Raw genomic sequence first — 21,846 nt, 5'->3', positions numbered from 1 at the left:
CGGAAACCACTTCGAGCTTATTTAGTCGGAAAAAATACCGAAAAATTAAGTTGAATGGAGGCGATAATGCAATCTGTAAGTACTGAAAAATACACATATTATCAATATGCTAAGGAGCAGGCGCTGCCTGTTTATATTAGGCTGCGTATTGCGGAGTTCGATCCGGAAATCGCAGGATTTTTACAAATTATGAATTTTACTGAGCTGGGTGAGAAAGAAAGTGAGCTGGCCCAACAAAATATAGCGTCAAATCAACTGGCCAAGGTCATGACTATTGATGAAGCGACACCGATGGTGGCCGCCCAAATTAGATCAAATTTTGACAATGACAAGTATGGGAAGGAGTCGATCGTACAAAAACCTGGATACAATGTTTATCGCTATAAGAATATGGCGATGATTGTTCTGTCTTTGGCCTCAAATGAGTGGCTAATGGGAACATTTCCAGAATTTGGTCACACCGAAAGAGAATTTGAAAGCCGAGTCGTTATCAATCGCTTTTTAACTTGGGCTTTAGCTCCTATGGGAATTATTGGCCTATGGGGAAGAAAAACTAAGCAGGGAATTATTCTTGGCCGTATGGCAGATGTTAAAGGTGAAGTTATTTATATCGATTATCGTAATCAGAATATATTTACGATGAGTGAAGTATATAAACTGAGAAAATCAGAGATCTTTATAAAGCTTGATCCTCTTAATAAGTTGGGCCCTGTTAAGATGAGGTTTGAAGATGCACAGGCATTTTTAGCAATTCACTCGGCTTACTTTGGTGCCAATGGAATGCCAATGGCAACAAGACAGGCCCTGGCCACTCTTGCCAAAAATATTATGTGTTACAAATTTGCATTAAACGATGTTGCAAAAGAGTTAAGTTAGTTTTTTAAAAGTTTAATGAGAAAAGAATCCTTATTCTTCACATCATCTTTTTTTATCATATGAATAAATATCGGGAAGCATGTAATTGTACATGCTCCTGTGTATGTAATTGTGAATCCGGCTTCATCATTCCAAATATAGACTGACGTGCCGTCATTATTGATAAACTTATCCTGCTTACCATAGCGATTTATTAGTGATTGATGAAAAGTATTGTGAAGAAAGTAATTTGGAAGTCTTGCGTAGAAATCTAAAACGACTTCATCTCTAACATGAATAAAAACAGGAAAGAAGTAGTTCTGATGGCGAATTTGAATTTCATAAGTTGCTAGAGGTTTCTTGTCATTGATTAATCTGATTGCTTTATATTCATTCTTTATATCTGACAGTTTTTGTCCAGGATAGAATGGTTTGAATTTATCAAAGGTGAAGTCGTAATTCGGTTCTTCCACCTTAGCTTTTGCCGGATTGATAAATATGCAAAATGATAAGAGAATAAATGAACAAGTTAGAATATTGTTAAGAATTTTTTTTACCATACGTTATTTTAAACGATTTGAATTTTTATAGTTAAAAGGGGAATTTAATGCAACCAGCAGCAAAGAAGGAAGCGCAGAAGATTGGTATTGCAATGGTACTCGGATTAATTTTGGGTCTTCTGTTACATTATTTTGGAAAGGGTGAATACGTAAAATTTATTTCTCCTATAGGAGATGCGTTTATCTCTCTTCTTAAAATGGTGATTATCCCTCTTGTTTTCTCATCTATCTTTATGGCGATGTACCACTTAGGAACACCAGAATCATTAGGAAGAATGGGGGTAAGGGCCGTTGCTTATTATTTCATTACAACTTGTATTGCCGTTTTATTTGGAATTATTTTTGTAAATCTTATCAATCCTGGTATTGGTGCTGATCTTGGCTCTGCTGGAGTTCATGGTCTTTCAGAAGCAATGCAGTCGAAAGTTGCAAGTAGTTCAAGTGGTTGGGCGTCACTGTTTGCTTCAATCAAAGAAGTTCTTCTAGGTGCAATTCCAACGAATCCATTTGGTTCAATGGCCGATGGAAATATTTTACAAGTTATCGTCTTCTCAATTCTTATGGGAATGACTGCGCTATTTATTCCTAAAGATAGTGAACCATTTGTTAAAGTAGTAGGTTCTCTTGAATCTCTTTCTAATAAACTAACAATGGGAGTGATGAGCTTAGCTCCTTATGGAATCTTTGTTCTTATGACAGGGGTTCTTGCTAAATCTGGTTTTGGCGCAATTATATCTCTTTCTAAGTATATGCTGACAGTAATTCTAGGATTGATTTGTCATGGTATTTTTCTTCTGATTATTGGAAGTATTCGCGGAAAGACTTCACCTATTGAGATTTTAAAAGGTGTAGGGCCAGCTATTATTACTGCTTTTTCAACTGCTTCTTCAGCAGCAACTCTACCTATTACGATGATGAATGTTGAAGAAAATTTAGGCGTTGATAAAGATACTGCAAAATTTGTTTTACCATTAGGTGCAACTGTAAATATGGATGGAACTGCTCTTTATGAGTCAGTCGCCGCCATCTTCATTGCGCAAGCTTATGGCTTTGACTTAGGTTTAACTCAGCAGATTATTATTTTTATGACAGCATCTCTTGCGGCAATCGGAGCAGCAGCAATTCCTGGTGCGGGGCTAATTACAATGTCGATCGTACTTTCAGCTGTCGGGCTTCCTATTGAGGGGATCGGTCTTATCTTAGCTGTGGATAGAATTCTGGACATGTTCAGAACTGCAGTTAACGTCTTTGGTGACGCCATGGGAACAGTTGTTGTTGATTCTATGCTGAAAAATAAAGAGTAAACAATATAAAGTATTGAATTCAGTACTGTACTTAACCGAAAAAATCTTTTCCTCGTTGACTCAGACACGACAATTTGAAAAAATATGGGAACCCCAAAGTTGGGTTCCCGAATATTTATGAAAACGAAATACGCACATATAGTTAAGGAAGATCGATGAGAATTAATGGATTAATTTTACTGGTAACCTCCCAACTGCTCTTTTCATGTATCTCTGTTGAGAAAGATGTCCCGAGCCCGAAGGACATTTCTGAAGTTGTTGAAACAGATGCTGAAATTGAAGCAGATGCGGAATACTCAGAAGAAAAAATCATCGCTCGTAGTGCAAAGCACGGAGCAGAGTTCTCGAATGATCAGATTGTTGGTTCTGCAAAGATTGAACATCCAACAACTCATGAACTTAAGACTTACTTCCTATATGGAGCTGAGCATTTAAATTTAGAAAATAATTATTTTGATATTCCTGTTGTTTACAATGCGGCAGTTAAGAAATGGATTAAGTATTTTACTACACGTGGCCGTGGCTTCTTTGAGAGATATTCTGCAAGAGCTGGAAGGTATGCTCCGATCCTTTCTAAAGTTTTAAAGGATAATGGTCTACCACAAGACTTAATCTTTTTAGCAATGGCCGAATCTGGATTTCAAACAAAAGCTAAGTCGTGGGCAAAAGCGGTAGGGCCTTGGCAGTTCATGCCTTATACAGGTCGTCGTTATGGACTTGAAGTTAACTGGTATGTTGACGAGAGACGTGATCCAATCAAGTCTTCAATTGCTGCTTCAAAATATTTAAGAAAACTCTTTAATCAATTTGGTTCTTGGGAGCTTGCTGCAGCATCATATAATGCTGGTGAAGGAAAGATGTCTCGTGCGATTCGTCGCTATCGTACAAAGAACTTTTGGCAAATCAGAAAAGGCCGTTATTTAAAACCAGAAACAAAGAATTATGTTCCTAAAATTATGGCGCTAGCTATTATTGGAAAGAACTTAAAGTCTTTTGGTTTTGAAGAGATCGATTGGCATGAACCACTGGATTTTCAAGAAATCTCTGTTCCTGGTGGAGCGGACTTATTCGAAATTGCAAAAGATTTAAATATTGAATTTGATGATCTTCATTACTTAAACCCAGAGATTCAAAGATGGTTCACGCCACCAACACACAAAACTTACACGTTAAGAGTTCCTGTTGGAAAAAGAGAGCAGTGGGCAAGTTGTTGTACTGAAAAGAATTACGTCGCTAGCCAGGATGTTTTTCAAAAGTATCGTGTACGAGGTAAGAGAACTCGTTTAAGTGATGTTGCTCAAAAATTTAAAATTAAAGATAAAGAAGTTCTTACTTGGTTAAACGATGATTACAAATCACATCGTTCAAGAGTTAAGCGCGGATCTTACGTAACACTGCCATTTAGAATAGGACAGAGTAAGAAAGATAATATGTACGCAGATCTTTATGATAAACCTCGTAAGTCTGTTGTAAGAAAAAGAAAATATAGTAATCGCATCAGATTAGCGAAACAACGTGGAAAGAAAATTAATAATCCAACTCAATACTATACTGTTCAACGTGGAGACTCTTTATGGTCTGTATCACGTAAAACAGGTGTAAGCCTTGATACTCTAATTGTTTCAAATTTAAATATTATCAAGAAGAGACAAATTAGAGCAGGCGATAGGCTCGTCATTAAATAATCTAAAAATGTAAGAAAAAAATAGTGAAATTACCTGAAACCACGCTTTAATGCGTGGTTTCGCTATTTTAATTCCAAAAAAAATACGTTATTGTATTGCCAAACACAACACACAAGGAATTTGGTACTATGGCCTATAGCGATATTCTTAAACTTAAAAAAGTTGAAGTAAAACAAGAAGAGAAGACATTCATTAAAAATTTGATTGTTGGAAGTGATATCTTTGCAATTGATCTATTCGATCATTTAAATAATTTAGATGCAACAAGTGTAAAGCTTCTTTCTGAAGAAGAGGTAACTGAAGATAACTTCAAGCTAATGGGACCGTCACTAATTCGCGGTGAAGGAAATATTTCAATCTTAAAAGATCTAGGACTTGTTGAAGAGACACCAATCAATAGTTCATGTTTTTACAAAGATTCTAAATTTCACCCGTTTGGATCTCGTACAAAGCCGATGCCACTACTGTGGGGGGAAGAGAGTTATATTGATAATCATATTCAACTATCGCCCTCGCAACTTCTTCCATCGCTTAGTAAAGAAGGACTTCTAGAGAGAATTAAAACTAATAGTTTTAATCTTAGAATTAAAGAAATCTATCGTACAACTCCTGAAGAATTAATTGATCAAGCATTTTGGAAAGTATGCCTAACAAATGGTCTAATTATTGAATGTGAAAATTTATATTGGGGAGAGTCTCCTGCTAAGTTTTTAGAGCTCTTTCAAGATAAGAAGACACTTTCAAGTGAGTTCATTGAATTTTGTGAAAGTACATCGACACCATGTTCTCTTTATGTTCACTTAGACTTAAAAGAGAAAATTACAAAAGATGAAGAGTCGCAAACTTATTTCTTTCCATTATCTTTTACGCACGATTGGGGACACTTTATCGGTGAGATTTGTGAATCTGAAAGTGAAGGATATGCTCAAACGGCCAAATTTGTTACTTTTGTCGATAAAGAAGAGAGCACGGAGGAAGATATTTCTAAAAAAATCAATCTTCTGAAGAAAAACCTGGCCAAGAATTTTGACGCTTTTAATGAGAATGAGTCAAAAGAGCGTGTGGTTTTAAGAGACTATTCTTATTGTCCGGATATTGACGATTCTTCAATAGAGGATGGAACTCTAAACGAAGATCACCTTATTTTCTTTAGTTTTAACGCTCCTTTGAAGCAGGCGGCGACAAAGAATGATACGTTCGTAGATTCCTGGATGTCGTCAAAGTTTCTCGCAAGAGGAATCGCTGTCCAAGCAAAAATAAAATAAAAAATACTTATATCAGCCCTGGGATTGCGAATTCTTTAGCAATTTCAGGGTGTTGACATTCATCCCATCTCCTTCGAAAATTTAAGAACTAACATTTTTTAATAAGAGTTTACTTTTTGAACTCATGGAATTTACTCACTCAAGGAGAGGAATATGAAAAAGGTATTTTTAGGTGCCGCTACTTTAGCTCTTTTAAGCACAAGTGCTTATGCTACAAAAGCAAGACTTCTTGCTCTTGGTGATGAAGTTGAAGACAACTACTACACAATGGATGATCGTTATATCTTCACTAACGCTTCATTTGTAAACAACTATGGAGATATGGTTGTACTTGAGTACGGTGCAGAAGGTATTGGTTCTGGATCAGCAACTCTTGATACTGATGGTGACCCAAAAGCGATGGGTGGATTCTTTAAGAAAATGGGGAACTTCACTTATGGTCTTTACCTAGGTAACGAATCAAATATTTCTACATCTCTAAGAATTCTTGCATCAGCTCCAGCTGCTACAACAAACTACTTAGCTTCATCAGATAATCAACTAGAACTTTTCATTGGTGGAAAAGCTGGTGTTAACTGGGGTGCAGCTTTTGTTTATGCTTCTTCAGACAGAGACGTTACATCAATTGATGGGACAACAAATAATAAAATGGAAGACGAAGCAATGGCCGTTAAGCTTGGTGTTAACAAAGACAACTGGGATGCATACGCAAACGTTTCTCTAATGTCTGAGTCTAAGAACCTTCTATCAGGTAATAAGTTTGATGGAACTCTTGGTGTTCAAGTTGGTGGTTCTTACACAATCAATAAAGACACTAAATTCTACGGTTCATATAAAACTTTTTCTTGGGACCAAGAAAGAGGTTTCGGTGCTGAAGATGGTGAACTTTCTCGTTTAGATCTTGGTGCAGGTAAAGAATACAAAGTTGAAGGTGGAATGGTTTTCGTAAGAACTGCATTCCAAGTAATCAATGTAGAACTTAACGCAGTTCCTGGTAAAGCAAAGCTAGAAACAATGAATCTTCCAGTTATTATTGGTGCTGAAACTAAAGCAACTGATTGGTTAACTCTAAGAGGTTCTGTTTCTCAATCTGTTTACTCAAATGCAAAATCTACTGACCTTGCAAATGCAACAGGTGGACCAACTAATATTTTAGCATCAGCTGTTGTTGCTAACTACAATGGTTCTTACACAAATGGTGATGCTTCTTTTGAAAACACTACAAGAGTTGCTGTAGGTGCTACTTTAACTTATAAAACTGTTGATATTGATGTTTACACTGGTACAAATGGTGAAGACACTGATTCAAGAGTTGCAATGAAGTACAACTTCTAATTATTTTAAAATTTTTGATTGTATACAAAAGGCCGTGGAAGTGTAACCACGGCCTTTCTTAAAAAAAAGTAAAAAAAAATTGCACAGAAAAACAAAAAGGGTATAATTTAGTAAATTATTTTTTTAAATCGAACTAGAACGCTAGTTTAAATAAAACAAAACAAGGAGTAAGTTTTGAAAAAAATGACAGGTATTATCGCAATGGCAGTACTTTCTTCTGCAGCATTTGCAAACACAATCGTTCCAGAAACTTCACGTGATGGAAAAACTAAGAACTCTTCAGTTATCGCTACAACTGGTGAAATGAGAACTTTCGTAGCTGGTGAGTATAACTCAAAAACTACAGAAGCTGATACTGCTGGTGCACAAGAAGTTGATACAACTAACATGAATGTTTACGGTGCATGGTCAAACAAAATGATCTCTGTAGAAGCAGATATCAACATGGGTGAAGATGCAGATACAGATAATGATTCATACGGTGTACAAGCTGCATACAGAATCAACAAGCAATTTGCAGTTGGTCTTGGTTACACAATGATGTCTCAAGATACAGCTAATGATGATGAGCAAACAAAACTAGAGATCGCTGGTTCATACAACATGAATGACCTAGTAATCGGTGCTTCTTTTGCAATTAACTCTGAAGAAGATAATGCTGGTACAGACGGTTCATTCAACACTCTAACTGTTGGTGTTGGTTCAAACGCAAACAACATGTCATGGGAAGCTGGTCTTACTTACACAATGGAAGAAGACGATGCAGCTAACGGAATGGATGTTGGTTCAAAATTTGAACTATTTGCTGGTATGACTAAAGTTGTTAACAACATCGAACTAGATGGTGACCTTTCTTACACAACTGGTGATGCTTCAGCAACTGCTGGTGGAGATTACACTAACTTAGTACTTAACTTTGATGCAGAATTCCTAGTAGGGAAAATGTTCTACATCACTCCAGGTCTTAACTACTCAAGCGAAGACGTAGCTGGTACTGAAACTAACCAACTAGACCTATCTGCTGACTTTGGTTACAGAGCTAATAAAATCGATGCTACTTTTGGTATTGACTATGCTGTTATGGCTGAGTCAAACAACGTTGATTTCGATTCAATGGCTTGGAAAGTTAACGTAGCTTACAACTTCTAATTTTAATTTTAAAATTTAGAATATACGTGAAGGGAGACTTAGGTCTCCCTTTTTGTTTGCGGCCATCCGCAGGAGCGGATGACGCAATTCAACCCAGAGGCGACCACGAAGGGAGCCTTCGGGTACGGTCTTTGCAAAATTAAGTAGCTCATTATTGAATGAAGCTCTTAGTTGTAAATATAAAAACTGCACCCCTCTAAGTTTCTTTTTTTTAAATTAAATTAAGTTTTTATTTTTTTCATCTTAGTTGAAAATTTGCATATACAACTTTTATGGAGGAATAAATGAAGAATATCTTTATGGCCGCAACTCTAGTTGGGCTTACAACGACAGCGTTTGCGAATACGATAGTTCCCGAAACGTCACGTGACGGTAAAACAAAAAATAATTCAACAATTGCAGTAACACAAGAGATGAGAACTTTTGTTGCGGCTGAGTATAACTCTTCAAATTTAGAACCAGATAGTGGTGGTGATATTGATACCACTAACTTTGATTTTTACGGTGCTTGGTCAAATAAGATGATGTCAATCGAGGCAGATCTAAATTTTGGAAATGTTGATACTGGTGCTACTGATACTGATAGTAATACATATGATATTAAAGCAGGCTTCAGGTTATCAGATCAATTTGCTCTTGGTATCGGCTATCAGATGGTTGATACAGATCCTGATAGTGAAGATACAGTTATTGAGATAGCAGCTTCATTTAATATGAATGATCTAATTATTGGTGGGTCTTTTAGTCTTGTGGATGAAGATAATGGAACTATAGATGGTTCTCATAATCGTATCATCTTAGGTGTTGGTTCAAATAAAGATAATATGTCATGGGAAGCGGGACTTCAGTTTGATCTTGAAGAGAAAGATGATGCTATTAAGTCTCCTAGTCGTACAAAAATCTTTGCGGGAATGACTACTGTATTAGATAGCACAGAGCTTGATGGTGATATTGATTACACAACTGGAGATTTCACAACAGCTGGTGGTGACTACTCTATGTTTCATTTAAATTTTGATGCTGAATTTATGCTACATAAGATGTTCTTCATTGCTCCAGGTATTGAATATACACTTATTGATAATGATGGAACAGACACAAAGCAACTCGATCTTTCTGCAGACTTTAGATATCGTATGAACGGAATTGATGCGACATTCGGTGTCGATTATGCAGTTATTGGCGAAGTTGGATCTGTCGATTACGATGAAATGGCGTGGAAAGTTAATGTAGCCTATTTATTTTAAAAACTGATATTAATCAAATATTTGTCATAAAAAGGGAGATTTTCATCTCCCTTTTCTCTTTGTATAATCTAATAAAATATTCATACGCCCTAGGAGTTCGAGTTGAAGTCGAAAAATATCTTATGTCTAAGTGTACTTTCACTTATTAGTACCAATGTAACTGCAAATTTTATTCTTCCTGAAATTTCACGTGATGGTAAAACTTTAAACACGTCTGTTATTGCATCATCGCAAGAAAAGAGAAATTTTGCGGCGGCTAAGTATGAATACTTAAGCGTAGAGAGTGATACGACTCCAGTAGTTGAAATTAAACAAACTGTTCCAGGTGTTTTTGGTGGATTTTCTTCAAATGGATTCAATGGACAGTTAACTGTTGATATACCTACTTTCGATATTGAAGGTTCTAAAAATCATGCAACCAACTTCTCATTTCTCGGCGGATACCAAGTAAATAAGAAGCTAACTTTAGGGCTTGGTTACACAAAGTCTGAATTAGATATTTCAACAGATGAAAGTATTATTTCTGCCGGTGGAAGTCTTAAAGTTAATGACAAGGTTTTAGGAGGTTCTGTTGAATTCGTCGAAAACAAAACTTCTTCAACGAAAGGTGGATTCTTCGTTCTAAGTGCAGGCTTTGGTCAACAAGATTCTAAAAATAGTGTCGAAGCAGGTGTGCAACTAAAGACTGAAGGCACTGATGATTTAACAACTGGTAAGAGATTCACTCTTTTTAGTGGCATGACTAAAGTTGTTAACGGTATTGAAATTGATGGTAGCTTTACATATGAATTTGGAAACTACTTAAAAGATGAAGATAATACGACAGATGGAAATAACTTTAATGCTCTATACTTCGAATTTGATGCTGAATTCCTATTAGGATCAAACTTCTATATTACTCCGGGAATAAATTATTCGGCCGAAAATGCTCCAGGTGTCTCAAGTGACACTTCTGACGTAAGACTTAAAACTGATTTTGGCTATCGTACAAATAGACTAGATGCAACAATAGGTGCAAGCTATATTTTTGTTGGTGAAGAAAACGATATCGACTACGATGGCCTTGGTTGGTCACTAAACGTAGGATATTTGTTTTAATTAATTTATTTTAAAGTATAATAAATCTTAATATTTATTTTATTGCTTCAAGGAGGAAGATTTGAAGAAGTTTATTAGTGCAGTTGCTCTAGCAGCACTTTCGACATCAGCATACGCTAACGTATTAATGCCAGAAATTTCACGCGATGGTAAAACAAAAAACACATCAGTACTTGCTGTTTCTCAAGATAAAAGAAGCTATATTGCTGGTGAATATACTTCTCAGTCCCTTGAAACTGATACGACACCTTCAGTTGATCTAGATATTACTTTTACAAATTTATTTGGTGCAGTTTCAACTGATACATTTTCATTTGAAGGTTCTTATTCAAAAAATAAAATGGAAGCGATGGGTGCAGAACAAGATTTTGCAGAACTTAATCTATTAATGGGATTTAGAACAGGTGGAAACCTAACTCTTGGTTTAGGGCTATCTGTAGATGAATTGACTGAAACTATTGATGACACTGTTCTTGAAGCAGGTGGAACTATGGTTGTTAATGGAACTACCCTAGGTGCTTCACTTGCTCATCATATGATTGATACTCCTACAACTGAAGGAGATTATACTGTTCTTACTCTTGCTTTTGGTAAACAAGATAAATCTGTTTCTTGGGAAACGGGAATTCAATATACAACTAAAGGTAACGATGCTGTACTTGCAGATACTCGCCTAGGAGTTTTTGGTAACGGTACAATGATTGTTAATGATGTTGAATTAGATGGATCACTATCTTATGAATATGGTGATTACTTACAAAATCGTGCAACAGACAACGATTATTCTCAACTTGAAATCTCTCTTGATGCAGAATTCTTAGTTGGTCCAACTTTCTATATCACACCAGGTGTTTATCACTTGAGTACTACATTACCTAAAGCCGCTGACTCTGATACATCAATTCTTAGCGTAAAGTCTGATTTCGGTTATAGAGCTGATGGTCTAGATACTACTTTTGGACTAAGCTACTCAACAGGTGAGTTAGAAGGTATTGATGCTGATGGTATAGGATTTAACTTAAACGTTGGTTACAAGTTCTAAGATTTATTTATAAATTTTATATGTGGACGGGGAGGCTTTGGCCTCCCTTTTTTTATTTTAATTTTCTCCTATAATTCTTTTTTTAAGTTATTAAAATTAAAGGAGTAATTTTGAAAAAAACACTAAGTACAATTTTATTATCATCACTAACTTTATCAGCAGCTGCTAATACAATAGTTCCTGAAACTTCACGTGATGGAAAAACTCTTAATAATTCTGCAATCGCAGTTTCGACTCAACAGAGAACATTTGCAGGAGCGATGATCGAAGATACTGAAGACACTTCAGGATTAGCAGCATTTGGTGCTTATTCATTTAAAAACTATTCAGCAGAAGGTGTTGTTGATTTTGGTGATGGTTATAATTCAATCAATGCTAAAGGTGGAATGAAGGTCTCTGATGACTTGGCCATTGGTCTTGGAATTGATTTTAATAGTTTTGATTCTGATGCAAAAGACATGGCCATTGAGTTTGCAGCTTCTACTAAGTGGAAAGAGTTTATTGTTGGTGGATCTGTTACATATAATTCTCAGGACTTGGTATTTGTAGATGGAAGTTATCTTTCTGCGACTGCTGGTATTGGGCAAGTGAATAAGAAAATGACTTGGGAAGCGGGAATGACTTATGCGCTTTCATCAGATGATCTAGGTCGAGATGATAGATTAAATCTTTTTGGTGGTTTAACAATGATCGTTGATAAAGTTGAATACGATGCAGATATTTCTGTTTCATCGACTGATGGCTTAAATATTTTCTCTGATAATATTATCTCTCTAACTGGTGATGCCGAAATTTTAGTGAAAGATCAATATTACGTAACTCCAGGTGTTATGTGGGATATCGTGGATTACGATTTTGAATTCGATAACTTAGCTGTTTCAGGTGATTTTGGTTATCGTAAGGATAAAATTGACGCGACTGTAGGTGTTGATTTCTTTCTAGGTGGAGATCTGAACTTAAAAGTAAACGCAGTTTATTTCTTCTAAATATCAGGGAGGTTTTGACCTCCCTTTTTATATCCTCTAGAATAAAATCAAATTATTTAAGAGGGATTATGAAAAGACAAATTTTTGCACTATCACTACTATTAACATCAACTGCATTTGCAAATCGAGTTATGCCTGAGATCTCTAAAGATGGTAAAACGAGACATAGCTCTTCAATGGCCGTAGCAAATGATCGTAGACAATTCTTTAACACACAATTCGAAGGCGGAAGTGCAGAGATTCAGGATATCGATACTCTTGATAGTTCAGACTTTGATATTAATGGTGCTTTTGGGAACCGTGTATTTTCAGCAGAGTTTTCATATAATGACAATGTTGGATTTGCACAGACTCAGCCAATTATCACAGAGGTTGGCCACAATAGAGAAGCTGTTCTTCTTATGGGATTTAGACCTGTTGATTTAGTTTCTTTTGGTTTTGGATATAGAAATATTGAAAGAGACCTTCAAAATAAAAATATCAATACATTCGAAGTTGAAGCTTCAACTATGTTTAATATTAATCGTGTAAGCTTTGGTGGAGCCTATAAATACGTAAAGCCAAATTCAAAAAAGCATGGTTACTACACTGATCTAACACTTGCTGGTGGCTATCTTGATGAAGTTCTATCTGCTGAAGCTGGTCTTAGTATTAAAACAAAAAGCCAAGAGCTTAATCGTGGAACAAGAAAAGAATTTTTTATTGGTGGAACAAGAAAACATAGTAACTTAGAGTTTGATACTGATTTTGAATATGAGTCAGGAGATAATGGATACGCTTCAGGTGATTATAAGAGAATGAAGTTTAACTTCGATCTTGAAGTTCTTTATACAAAATATCTCTATGTTACTCCAGGTATTGAATATCGAAAACTTGATATTAATAACTCATCATCTGAACAAATCTATACTTCTATGGATTTTGGATATCGTGAAGCGGGGATGGATATAACTCTAGCTTTTGACTATCTTGCTGATGGTAGTCTTGAGATTGCTAATCAAGATATCAAGCTAGATCAATATCGAATTACACTTGGTATGGGTTATCAATTTTAATATTGAATAACTCTTAATGCTTCGTAGGCCACAGTCGTGGCCACGTTTGAGAGATTTAACGATCTCACATGCTCTGAAAACATTGGAAGACAAAATAAACGATTAGGGTAGCTATCAAAGATATGCTTTGGTAGCCCTTTTGTCTCTGAACCAAAGACAAGATAGCAGCCTTTAGTGTAGTTTCGTCCATAGAAATGATTTTCTATGGCCGTCTTTGTATAGAAGAAAAGATTTTCTTCATCTGGCTTTTCATTTTCTATGAATTCTTCCCAGTTTTCGTATTCTGCAACTTCAACATATTTCCAATAATCAAGTCCCGCGCGTCTGACGGCCTTCTCTGAAAGATCAAATCCGTAAGGCTTAATAAGGACAAGTCTTGCACCAAGAGCGATACAAGTACGCCCTATACTCCCGGTATTTCCGGGAATATCTGGCGCATATAGAACAATGTTAAAAATTGCGTTACTACTCACTGGGATGACTTCTTAGTTTTGCTTTAAGAACTCTACAAGAGATCTAATCACAGTTCCTGAAGCACCTTTTGGTGGACAGTATGGTAGGTGAGATTGAGAGTCACCAACACCTGCGATATCAAGGTGTGCCCAAGCAATATCATTTTTGATGAATTCTTGTAGGAAAGCAGCAGCTTTAGCTGTACCACCAAAAGAAGAACCACCGATATTTTTAAGGTCAGAGATTGTACCTTTCATGTCTTTTGTCCACTCAGGGATAATTGGAAGTTCCCACATGTACTCATCCGCTGATTCAGCAGCTTTAAGAAGGTTTGCAGAAAGCTTTTTGTCATTTGACATAAGACCACAAACTTCAGTTCCAAGAGCAACTAGACAAGCACCAGTAAGAGTTGCAGCGTCGATGATTGCATCTGGTTTTAGATCACAAGCATAGTCTAGACAGTCAGCAAGAACTAAACGTCCTTCAGCATCAGTGTTTAGGATTTCAACTGTTTTACCATTTCTAGCTTTTACAATTGAGTCTGGCATCGTTGCATCAGCGTTTACTGCGTTATCAGTCATACCTAGGATACAAGTGATTTTTACTGGAAGTTTCATTTTAGCAGCAGCTCTAAATGCAGCATAAACAGTTGCAGAACCTGCCATATCAAACTTCATATTCATCATTGATCCACCTGGCTTAAGAGAATATCCACCAGTATCAAAAACTAAACCCTTTCCTACGAAAGCGATGTGCTTCATGTTCTTAGTAGCTTTTGTTGGAGTATAAGTAAGGTGAACAAGTTGAGCATCGTATGCAGAACCGTTGTTAACAGATAGGAAAAGATCCATTTTTTCTTTCTTAAGCTCTTTCTTTCCAAGGATCTTACACTTTACACCTGCGATACCTTCAACATCTTTTTTAACACGCTTTGCGTATTCAGTTGAACGTAGAACGTTTGGTGGCTCGTTAACAAAGTCACGTGCAACATTGATCGACTCAGTAACAAATTGTGAATCTTTGATAACTTTATCAAAGTCTTTCTTCTTTGCAGCTTTTTCAGCAGTATCAATGATTACTTCTTTAAGAGCAGCTGGCTTTGATTCTGAAAGATACTTATCAAATTTATAAGCAGACATTTCAAAAGCTTCAACTAGAACTGCTAGAGACTCTTCTTTTTTCGTTTTAAAAGTAAACGTATCAAAAGCTACAGCAACTTTCTTATACTTAGAAACAAGTTTATAAGTTTTCGCTAACTCTTTTCTAATGTCTTCAGTTGTAACTTTAGTTTTGTCACCAAGTCCAACAACTAATACGTCGCTACCATAGTGATTGAAAGCATAAGTAGTACCTTTTGTACCATTGTAATCAACTGAGCTATTCATTGATTCAAAAGTAGCTTTAAGCTCTTTTGGCCAACCTGTAAGAGCTACAGTTTCTACTTCTTTTTTACCTTTTTTTGTTTTTGTTGAATAAGCACCAATTACATAACAATCAGCACTTGAATTTTCTTTAGAATTTAAATTCAAAGTGAATTTCATATTTGCTCCTTAAAAGGGGGTTTCAAAGTGATTTAAGAGGGTATAAACTAGCAGTAACTATACAAAAAGACAAAGTATGACAACAGTCGCTAAGGGTTTTCATGGACGCAGTCAAAAAGATCAAAGATTTAATCCCAACTAAGATATTTCAAAGATACCTTGCGTCAAACTTTATTGTCCCTTTTGCGATGAGTCTTACTTTCTTTGTTGCCTTCCTCTTAACGACACAACTGTTCAAATTCATGAGGCTTGTGACAAAAAAAGGTGTAGGAATTTTTCAATTTTTAGAAATTCTTGGCCATATCTCTATTAGTTTCATCCCAATGGCGACTCCGTTATCGATTCTTTTTGCAATGATCTATACACTAAATAAATTAAGTGAAGACTCAGAAATTGTTGCATTGAGGGCCATGGGAATTAATAAGCACAGAATTTTTTCTCCTTATTTTATTATCTCAATTCTTATTGCTGTCTCTGTCGTTTCTTTAAATACGAATATGATTCCTACTTCAAAGAAAATATTCAGGAATACTTTTAAGCAACTTGGATCAAAGGGAATTCTGACAGATATTAAAAAAGAACAATTTTTTACAGAGATTCCTGGGGTAATTCTTTTTGCTGAAGATGTGAAGGATGATGGAAAGATATTAGAAAATGTTTTTTTGAGAATCTCTTCTAAAGATGGTGTTGATAAAGTAATTATGGCCAAACAAGGAGTCTTGAATAAGCCAAAGTCTGATGGAGACTCAAGTGGTTTAAATATTAGATTTGATTTTTTCAATGGAAGTATTATTTCTATTGATAAAGAAGGCCATGAAGTAGAGAAAATTCTATTTGAAACGTATGAATATCCAATAGTAACAGGTCAGAGTTTTTCGAGTGTTAACAAGGCAAGTATGATGTCATCTAACGAGCTGAGAAGACATATTAGAAAGCTAAAGGGCCAATTAAAAAATACTAAGACGAAGAAGATAAAGGATAAGCTAGAAGATGATATAAGAAAGGGAAATATTGAGTATTGGGAACGTTTTACGATACCTATTCAATGTATTGTTTTTGCTCTTTTAGGCTTTGTCTTTGGTGTAAAAAAGGGGAGAGGTGCAACTCGTAATACTAGTGCATTAGCTCTTTTGGTAACGATTGTTTATTACACCCTTTATTTCTCTGGTGTGTCTGTTGCTAAGAAAAGTAATTTACCAATCCCATTAGTCCTGTTCTTACCAGCGGTAGTCACAGGAGCTATTGGAATTAGTTATTATAAAAAATTAGATTGGAATTCTTAGTTTTGAGAATTTTCTTTTTGTTCTAAATATTCTTTAGATGTTTGAACACCACCGTTTTTATCAAAAATAAACAGTGGTAACTTGTAATCTTTTGCAATTTCAACAGGGAAAACTAAGCTTTTGACCCCTGAGCGAGAATTCATACCTAGTAGTTCACCATTATAAAATACGTTTAGAGCATCAATATTTCCTAGGCGAAGTAGAATCTTATCACCCTTAATTAGAAGATACCTTCCTTCTTTAAGCGTGAACTTTTTGATTGGATCTTCATCACTTTGATAAACAATCCAAGAATCACCAGTCATAGCTTTTAGAAAAATATTTTGTTTTCCATCTTCAAATGCAGCTCTGATATTTGCTGGAATAATCTCATTCTTCTCATCTTCTGAGATATCCTTGAATGCAAAGAGTGGAGAAGGAAGATTGTAGAAATTAAGCTCTTTTTCTTCTTTTTCTTCTACCTTTTTTTCTTCTGGCTTTTCTTCTTTTTTAGTTTCAACGATAACTTCAGGTTTTGTCTCTTCTACTACTTGCTCAGTAGCATCTTCACTTGTTGCTTCTTGTGAAGTTGTTTCTGTCTCTTCAACGCTTTCTTCTTGTAGCGGAGTGTTCTCATCTAACACTTGTGCTTCGACAACGACTTCTTTAGTTTCTTCACCAGTATCTACTTCTCTGGATTTATCAAGATTAATAAAAATAAAAATACCAATAGAGAAGGCCGCAACAACACCTAGTAATTTATATTTTAGAGAGTCCGAAATCTGTACTTCTTTTTTAACAAGATCCTGCTTCTTCTCTACGTTTGCTTGAGGGAAGTCTGTTGCTTCAAGCGGTTGTATCTGTTCACTTGCAGCTTCGCCATAAAGCTCTTCAAGCTTTCTTGTTGCTTCTTCGACATCGATGTCATAAGTTTTTGCCAGTGTCTTAACGAAACCTCTTACGTAAGCGATGTTAGGTAGTCGCTCTACGTCGTCCGCTTCAAGTGCCGAAAGGTTTGTTAGGTTGATTCTAGTATGTCTGCTTACTGCTTCGATACTTAGATCTTTCTTATCTCTGGCCTTTTGGAGATATTTTCCTAGAGATAGGTTTTGGGCTTCTTTTGCAACTTCCTGTTCCATTATTACGCCTTTTTAATTATAAATTATCAGTTTCAAATTTGTTTGAGTAATAAACATTCTTCATTAGATTATTCTTGATTACTAAGCTTCTTTTCGCATAATCAGTTCTTGGGAACTGCTCAATAATTTCGTTGTAAAGAGGTAGTGCCTTCTTAGCTTCACCAAGAGAACGATAAATTTCTGCAAGTTCAAACTTTGGTGCAATCTCTTTCTTACATTCACCTGTTGTTGCAATATTTAAGTTCTTGATGGCCTCTTTGATATTTCCATCTTTCTTATAGATTAGGGCCAATTGATAAGGAGCAGGACAATAGTCTAGTGTGTAGCCAGTTACTTCTTGAAGGTACTTAACTGCTGCATCTTTGTTTCCTCTCTTTAGTTCTATAAGAGATAGGTTGTACTTAACTCGATAGTTGTAGCGATAAATAAGGTCTTTTAAAACAATTTTGTAGTGCTCTTCTGCTTTATTGTAATCACCTTCTTTGAAATAAATTGAAGCAAGGTTATTTCTAGCGTCTGAGTTTTTATTATCTATTTTAATCGACTGATTAAAGTAGAACTTTGCTTTTTCTGGTCTATTTTTAAAGTAGTATGCGAGACCAAGATTGTTTAAAGTTTTTGTATCATTAGGATTTAATTGATTCGCATTCTCTAAAGCTTCAAGTGCTTGAGAGTAATCCTTATCGATCATTTTTTGAGTACCATATGTATAGAAGAGCTCTGCCTTCTTTAACTGTTCTGCTTTCTGATTCGAAGAACATGAAGTCGTCATGATTCCAATTAATGTTGCAAATAGAAAAGTAACTGTAGTTCGTTTCATCATTTCACCAAAAACGTTAGATTAAAAAGAGAATATACTCTTTAATTGTAATGGCTTTCAGTGCCCATTACAATGTTAATCTAAGAACTTACAATCGTTACCTATGCGCAAAGAAGATAACTGATTCAAAGTGTCGGGTACCAGGAAAAAAGTCGAACATGTGCGACTCTTCAATACGATATTCTGATTGAATTTTATGGGTATCTCTGGCCAGAGTTTGGTTATTACAACTGACATATACGATATGTTTTGGCTTTAGGATTTTAGTGAATTCATCAATATTTTTAAGACCACTTCGAGGAGGATCAATTACAAGTAGATCAATTTCTGTTATTGCCATTTCCTCAAGCTTCTTTATGGCCGTGTGGTGGTAGATATCTAATTCAAAATATTCCTGATGCTCTTTATTTTGTAACTTGATAAATTTAGTCGGAGTTGCATCCATGACAACAGTACGATGTGAAAGTGCTTTTGTAATATTTCCGCTTCCTCCAAATAAATCAACAGTGATAGAGGAGTTACTTGTGACTTTACTCATATATTCATTAACTAGTGTTAATAGGCGTTCATTCATCGGTGGATTTACTTGTAAGAACCCTTCCGCTGAGTAGTAGGAATCAAATGTTTTTAAGATTTTTCCATCTCGTTGAAATAATTCAACATGGCCTTTGCTTTTTTTTGCATCACTTTGCCAATCTTCATGAAGCACTGCTAATTCACTATTAATGTCATCATTTGCCATTAAACAATTTTTAATTGTAATGATTTTAGAATTTGAATCGTTAAAAAAGCCAAGAGAGTTGTCCTTCTTATTATAATGAAGTTGAATACGATTTCGATATTTATAGCGTTCGTCTGCTTTATGAATAATCAGAGATTCACTTAAGTCGATTTTAAATTGGCGACTAAAGTTGTCGAGATAAGCTTTCTTTTTAAACTCAATCTCATTTTCATAACTAGTATGTAGGAAGTGACAACCTCCACACTCGCTATAGTAAGGACATTCAGAATCAGTACGTAATTGGGACTTCTTAGTTAATTCAGTTAAGCTTGCAAATTGAATACTTTTCTTAGACTTGTATACAAGGGCCTTTCCTTCTTCTCCGGGAAGTGTTTTTTGAATAAAAGCAATTCCATTTGATTTTGAAACTCCTTGACCAAGAGAGTCGAGGTGTTCGACTTTGAAATCGATTGGGAAAGTTTTTGGAAACTTGATCTCTTTGTTTGGTTTCTTCTTTTTAGTCATAGGAAAATATGTCTCAATCTGCTATAAGTATCAACTTAGCTAAATTAGTAATATTATTAAAGAATATGGCATCATTATTACAAAAATTGTCATTCCTGTTTGAACTTTTTTTCAACGGTAGTTTTATCCTCTTATTCACTCTCTACGATAATAAGAAGATCCCGGCCAGTTGGAATCAAAAGTTTATCGTGAATACCCTAGACTTAATGGTTTGGGTAGTCCCAATTGCCATTGCTTTAACGGTTATTAAGAACATGATTGAAGCAAAAAATGGTGAAGACTTTTTTCGTCGATATTCATTTTCTTTACTCGTATTTATACCGACACTCATTACTTGGGGTGATTTAAAGTTTACCTATTTGCTCGCCAGCGCGCACTTACTCTCGACTATTTTATCTTTATATGATGATGGGGGAGAGCCAACAAATCGAGAGTATAAGAATCGTTTTGATACGCTCTTTAGTAAAATCAAATTAACGTCTGCTCAGCTTGTTCTCTTCACCTTTGGTGGGGTTATCATGGCAGGGACTTTATTACTCATGCTTCCTCTCTCTGCTGCAGATGGAGTAAGTATCAGTTTTGTGGATGCCCTCTTTACTGCAACCTCGGCAACTTGTGTTACAGGACTTTCAACCCTTGGAACGAATACGAGTTTTAGTGTGGTCGGACAATTGGTCATCTTAGGACTAATTCAAATTGGTGGTCTTTCCATTATGACCCTTTACTCTTCTATGGCCATTGTTCTAGGTCGATCGATGAAGATGAAAGATCGTATCATCATGCAGGACCTTCTCGATGTTTCTTCTCTGGAAGAGCTCTTTGCTATGATTATCAATATTGTTAAATATACTTTTATTATTGAGCTTTGGGGGGCCATTATCTTAACGATTGGTTTCACTTTCGAAGGCTTTGAATTTGGCCAGGCAATGTACTACGGATTCTTCCATAGTGTTTCTGCATTTTGTAATGCTGGTTTTGCTCTATTTGATAACTCTCTTGAAAATTATGCTACTAATCCATTAATTCACGGAACTATTGCAATTCTTATTTCTCTTGGAGGAATTGGTTTCATTGCTCTAAAGGAATTAAAGGAAGTTGTCACTAGAGAGAAGACGATTGTTCGTTTAGGGATGCACACTAAAGTTGTTCTTATAACTTCATTAGCTCTTACTGTTGGTGGTGCAATTTTTATTTTCTTTGGAGAGTTTCTTGGTGCTCTTGATAGCTATAATCTTTGGGAGAAAATTCAGATTTCTGTCTTCCAATCAATTACCCTTAGAACTGCGGGATTCAATACGATTCCTCTGACGAATCTTCATTCGTATACGATTTATATGATGGCCATGTTTATGTTCATCGGTGGTTCACCAGGTTCGACGGCCGGTGGGGTTAAGACGACGACTCTTGCTATTCTTGTTCAGTCTATTATATCAACACTAAAAGGTGATAAAAACGTTATGATGTTTGATCGCAAAATTGCTGGACCTGTTGTTGTTAAGGCAACAGCACTTATGTTCATCTCTATTGTCGTTTCAACATCATTTATTTTTATCATGATGAAAATAGAGCCAAATCAAAACTTCTTACCACTTTTCTTTGAAGTTCTAAGTGCAGGGGGAACAGTTGGGCTCACTCTTGGAGTTACTCCATTTTTAACAGTCGCAGGGAAAGTCGCAATTTCTATTCTGATGCTTATTGGACGTATTGGTCCTTTAACTCTAATCTTAGCAATTGGTGAGAGACAGAAATACTCAGGTAAATTAGACTACCCTGACGGACGAATAATGATTGGTTAAAATTAGAT

The 21,846-nt window shown here is 35.7% G+C and carries 19 protein-coding genes; 13 read left to right on the top strand and 6 right to left on the bottom strand.

Annotated features, from left to right (window positions below; genetic code table 11):
* Nucleotides 1-66 precede the first annotated feature (66 nt).
* Nucleotides 67-876 (top strand): hypothetical protein, encoded by an 810-nt coding sequence (locus tag ACMAYX_RS11835; protein ID WP_412469952.1) that lies wholly within the window; start codon nt 67-69, stop codon nt 874-876.
* On the opposite strand, the gene ACMAYX_RS11830 is transcribed toward ACMAYX_RS11835, so the two are convergent.
* Nucleotides 873-1,415: a hypothetical protein gene (locus tag ACMAYX_RS11830; RefSeq protein ID WP_146037905.1), complete on the bottom strand. Its 543-nt coding sequence runs from the start codon at nt 1,413-1,415 to the stop codon at nt 873-875. The genes ACMAYX_RS11835 and ACMAYX_RS11830 overlap by 4 nt on opposite strands.
* Nucleotides 1,416-1,462: 47 nt before the next feature.
* On the opposite strand from ACMAYX_RS11830, the gene ACMAYX_RS11825 reads away from it, so the two are divergent.
* From ACMAYX_RS11825 to ACMAYX_RS11780, 10 genes are all read left to right on the top strand, one after another.
* The gene (locus ACMAYX_RS11825; protein ID WP_392990753.1) at nt 1,463-2,719 is read left to right on the top strand and encodes a dicarboxylate/amino acid:cation symporter; all 1,257 of its coding nucleotides are present in this window, start codon (nt 1,463-1,465) and stop codon (nt 2,717-2,719) included.
* Nucleotides 2,720-2,874: 155 nt separating this feature from the next.
* The gene (locus ACMAYX_RS11820) at nt 2,875-4,404 is read left to right on the top strand and encodes a lytic transglycosylase domain-containing protein (protein WP_103218908.1); all 1,530 of its coding nucleotides are present in this window, start codon (nt 2,875-2,877) and stop codon (nt 4,402-4,404) included.
* A 128-nt stretch (nt 4,405-4,532) separates the two neighbouring features.
* Nucleotides 4,533-5,669, top strand: a complete 1,137-nt coding sequence (locus tag ACMAYX_RS11815) for a hypothetical protein (RefSeq protein WP_103218909.1) — start codon at nt 4,533-4,535, stop codon at nt 5,667-5,669.
* A gap of 153 nt (nt 5,670-5,822) precedes the next feature.
* On the top strand, nt 5,823-7,004 hold the full coding sequence (locus ACMAYX_RS11810) for a hypothetical protein (protein WP_412463002.1): 1,182 nt from the start codon (nt 5,823-5,825) through the stop codon (nt 7,002-7,004).
* A 183-nt stretch (nt 7,005-7,187) separates the two neighbouring features.
* Nucleotides 7,188-8,153 carry a porin gene (locus tag ACMAYX_RS11805; RefSeq protein ID WP_412472123.1) on the top strand — a complete coding sequence of 322 codons (966 nt, stop codon included), beginning with the start codon at nt 7,188-7,190 and terminating at the stop codon, nt 8,151-8,153.
* 284 nt (nt 8,154-8,437) lie between these two features.
* Nucleotides 8,438-9,400 (top strand): hypothetical protein, encoded by a 963-nt coding sequence (locus ACMAYX_RS11800; protein ID WP_392990757.1) that lies wholly within the window; start codon nt 8,438-8,440, stop codon nt 9,398-9,400.
* A 102-nt stretch (nt 9,401-9,502) separates the two neighbouring features.
* Nucleotides 9,503-10,498 carry a hypothetical protein gene (locus tag ACMAYX_RS11795; protein ID WP_412470923.1) on the top strand — a complete coding sequence of 332 codons (996 nt, stop codon included), beginning with the start codon at nt 9,503-9,505 and terminating at the stop codon, nt 10,496-10,498.
* 61 nt (nt 10,499-10,559) lie between these two features.
* Nucleotides 10,560-11,540 carry a hypothetical protein gene (locus ACMAYX_RS11790; protein ID WP_412471982.1) on the top strand — a complete coding sequence of 327 codons (981 nt, stop codon included), beginning with the start codon at nt 10,560-10,562 and terminating at the stop codon, nt 11,538-11,540.
* Between the two features lie 110 nt (nt 11,541-11,650).
* A complete protein-coding gene (locus tag ACMAYX_RS11785) occupies nt 11,651-12,526 on the top strand; it encodes a hypothetical protein (protein ID WP_412471981.1) in 876 nt (291 codons plus the stop codon).
* A 68-nt stretch (nt 12,527-12,594) separates the two neighbouring features.
* On the top strand, nt 12,595-13,581 hold the full coding sequence (locus ACMAYX_RS11780; RefSeq protein WP_412470920.1) for a hypothetical protein: 987 nt from the start codon (nt 12,595-12,597) through the stop codon (nt 13,579-13,581).
* Here the strand turns inward: ACMAYX_RS11780 and ACMAYX_RS11775 are convergent.
* Together ACMAYX_RS11775 and ACMAYX_RS11770 are read right to left on the bottom strand one after the other, a co-directional pair.
* Nucleotides 13,578-14,054, bottom strand: coding sequence for a tRNA (cytidine(34)-2'-O)-methyltransferase (locus tag ACMAYX_RS11775; protein WP_233189732.1), 477 nt, complete (start codon nt 14,052-14,054; stop codon nt 13,578-13,580). The two genes, ACMAYX_RS11780 and ACMAYX_RS11775, sit on opposite strands and share 4 nt — an antisense overlap.
* A gap of 12 nt (nt 14,055-14,066) precedes the next feature.
* Nucleotides 14,067-15,575, bottom strand: coding sequence for a leucyl aminopeptidase (locus ACMAYX_RS11770; protein ID WP_103218917.1), 1,509 nt, complete (start codon nt 15,573-15,575; stop codon nt 14,067-14,069).
* A gap of 101 nt (nt 15,576-15,676) precedes the next feature.
* On the opposite strand from ACMAYX_RS11770, the gene ACMAYX_RS11765 reads away from it, so the two are divergent.
* Nucleotides 15,677-16,858 (top strand): LptF/LptG family permease, encoded by a 1,182-nt coding sequence (locus ACMAYX_RS11765; RefSeq protein ID WP_103218918.1) that lies wholly within the window; start codon nt 15,677-15,679, stop codon nt 16,856-16,858.
* Here ACMAYX_RS11765 and ACMAYX_RS11760 read toward each other — a convergent pair.
* From ACMAYX_RS11760 to ACMAYX_RS11750, 3 genes are all read right to left on the bottom strand, one after another.
* Nucleotides 16,855-17,976, bottom strand: a complete 1,122-nt coding sequence (locus tag ACMAYX_RS11760; protein ID WP_412471980.1) for a helix-turn-helix domain-containing protein — start codon at nt 17,974-17,976, stop codon at nt 16,855-16,857. The genes ACMAYX_RS11765 and ACMAYX_RS11760 overlap by 4 nt on opposite strands.
* Before the next feature lie 16 nt (nt 17,977-17,992).
* A complete protein-coding gene (locus tag ACMAYX_RS11755; RefSeq protein WP_158246932.1) occupies nt 17,993-18,796 on the bottom strand; it encodes a tetratricopeptide repeat protein in 804 nt (267 codons plus the stop codon).
* Nucleotides 18,797-18,893: 97 nt separating this feature from the next.
* Nucleotides 18,894-20,042: a class I SAM-dependent RNA methyltransferase gene (locus tag ACMAYX_RS11750; RefSeq protein WP_412471979.1), complete on the bottom strand. Its 1,149-nt coding sequence runs from the start codon at nt 20,040-20,042 to the stop codon at nt 18,894-18,896.
* Between the two features lie 65 nt (nt 20,043-20,107).
* Here ACMAYX_RS11750 and ACMAYX_RS11745 point away from each other — a divergent pair, with 65 nt between their 5' ends.
* The gene (locus ACMAYX_RS11745; protein ID WP_158246933.1) at nt 20,108-21,838 is read left to right on the top strand and encodes a TrkH family potassium uptake protein; all 1,731 of its coding nucleotides are present in this window, start codon (nt 20,108-20,110) and stop codon (nt 21,836-21,838) included.
* Nucleotides 21,839-21,846 lie beyond the last annotated feature (8 nt).

Source organism: Halobacteriovorax sp. RT-2-3 (genome assembly GCF_047085075.1).
GTDB lineage: Bacteria > Bdellovibrionota > Bacteriovoracia > Bacteriovoracales > Bacteriovoracaceae > Halobacteriovorax_A.
This window is presented reverse-complemented; position numbering and strand designations above follow the sequence as displayed.

Excerpts from the sequence above, each read along its gene's own strand:
- ACMAYX_RS11765 (WP_103218918.1), top strand. The coding sequence starts at position 15,677 with ATGGACGCAGTCAAAAAGATCAAAGATTTAATCCCAACTAAGATATTT.
- ACMAYX_RS11830 (WP_146037905.1), bottom strand. The coding sequence starts at position 1,415 with ATGGTAAAAAAAATTCTTAACAATATTCTAACTTGTTCATTTATTCTC.
- ACMAYX_RS11805 (WP_412472123.1), top strand. The coding sequence starts at position 7,188 with ATGACAGGTATTATCGCAATGGCAGTACTTTCTTCTGCAGCATTTGCA.
- ACMAYX_RS11815 (WP_103218909.1), top strand. The coding sequence starts at position 4,533 with ATGGCCTATAGCGATATTCTTAAACTTAAAAAAGTTGAAGTAAAACAA.
- ACMAYX_RS11810 (WP_412463002.1), top strand. The coding sequence starts at position 5,823 with ATGAAAAAGGTATTTTTAGGTGCCGCTACTTTAGCTCTTTTAAGCACA.
- ACMAYX_RS11780 (WP_412470920.1), top strand. The coding sequence starts at position 12,595 with ATGAAAAGACAAATTTTTGCACTATCACTACTATTAACATCAACTGCA.
- ACMAYX_RS11760 (WP_412471980.1), bottom strand. The coding sequence starts at position 17,976 with ATGGAACAGGAAGTTGCAAAAGAAGCCCAAAACCTATCTCTAGGAAAA.
- ACMAYX_RS11755 (WP_158246932.1), bottom strand. The coding sequence starts at position 18,796 with ATGAAACGAACTACAGTTACTTTTCTATTTGCAACATTAATTGGAATC.
- ACMAYX_RS11835 (WP_412469952.1), top strand. The coding sequence starts at position 67 with ATGCAATCTGTAAGTACTGAAAAATACACATATTATCAATATGCTAAG.
- ACMAYX_RS11745 (WP_158246933.1), top strand. The coding sequence starts at position 20,108 with ATGGCATCATTATTACAAAAATTGTCATTCCTGTTTGAACTTTTTTTC.
- ACMAYX_RS11750 (WP_412471979.1), bottom strand. The coding sequence starts at position 20,042 with ATGACTAAAAAGAAGAAACCAAACAAAGAGATCAAGTTTCCAAAAACT.
- ACMAYX_RS11770 (WP_103218917.1), bottom strand. The coding sequence starts at position 15,575 with ATGAAATTCACTTTGAATTTAAATTCTAAAGAAAATTCAAGTGCTGAT.
- ACMAYX_RS11825 (WP_392990753.1), top strand. The coding sequence starts at position 1,463 with ATGCAACCAGCAGCAAAGAAGGAAGCGCAGAAGATTGGTATTGCAATG.
- ACMAYX_RS11800 (WP_392990757.1), top strand. The coding sequence starts at position 8,438 with ATGAAGAATATCTTTATGGCCGCAACTCTAGTTGGGCTTACAACGACA.
- ACMAYX_RS11820 (WP_103218908.1), top strand. The coding sequence starts at position 2,875 with ATGAGAATTAATGGATTAATTTTACTGGTAACCTCCCAACTGCTCTTT.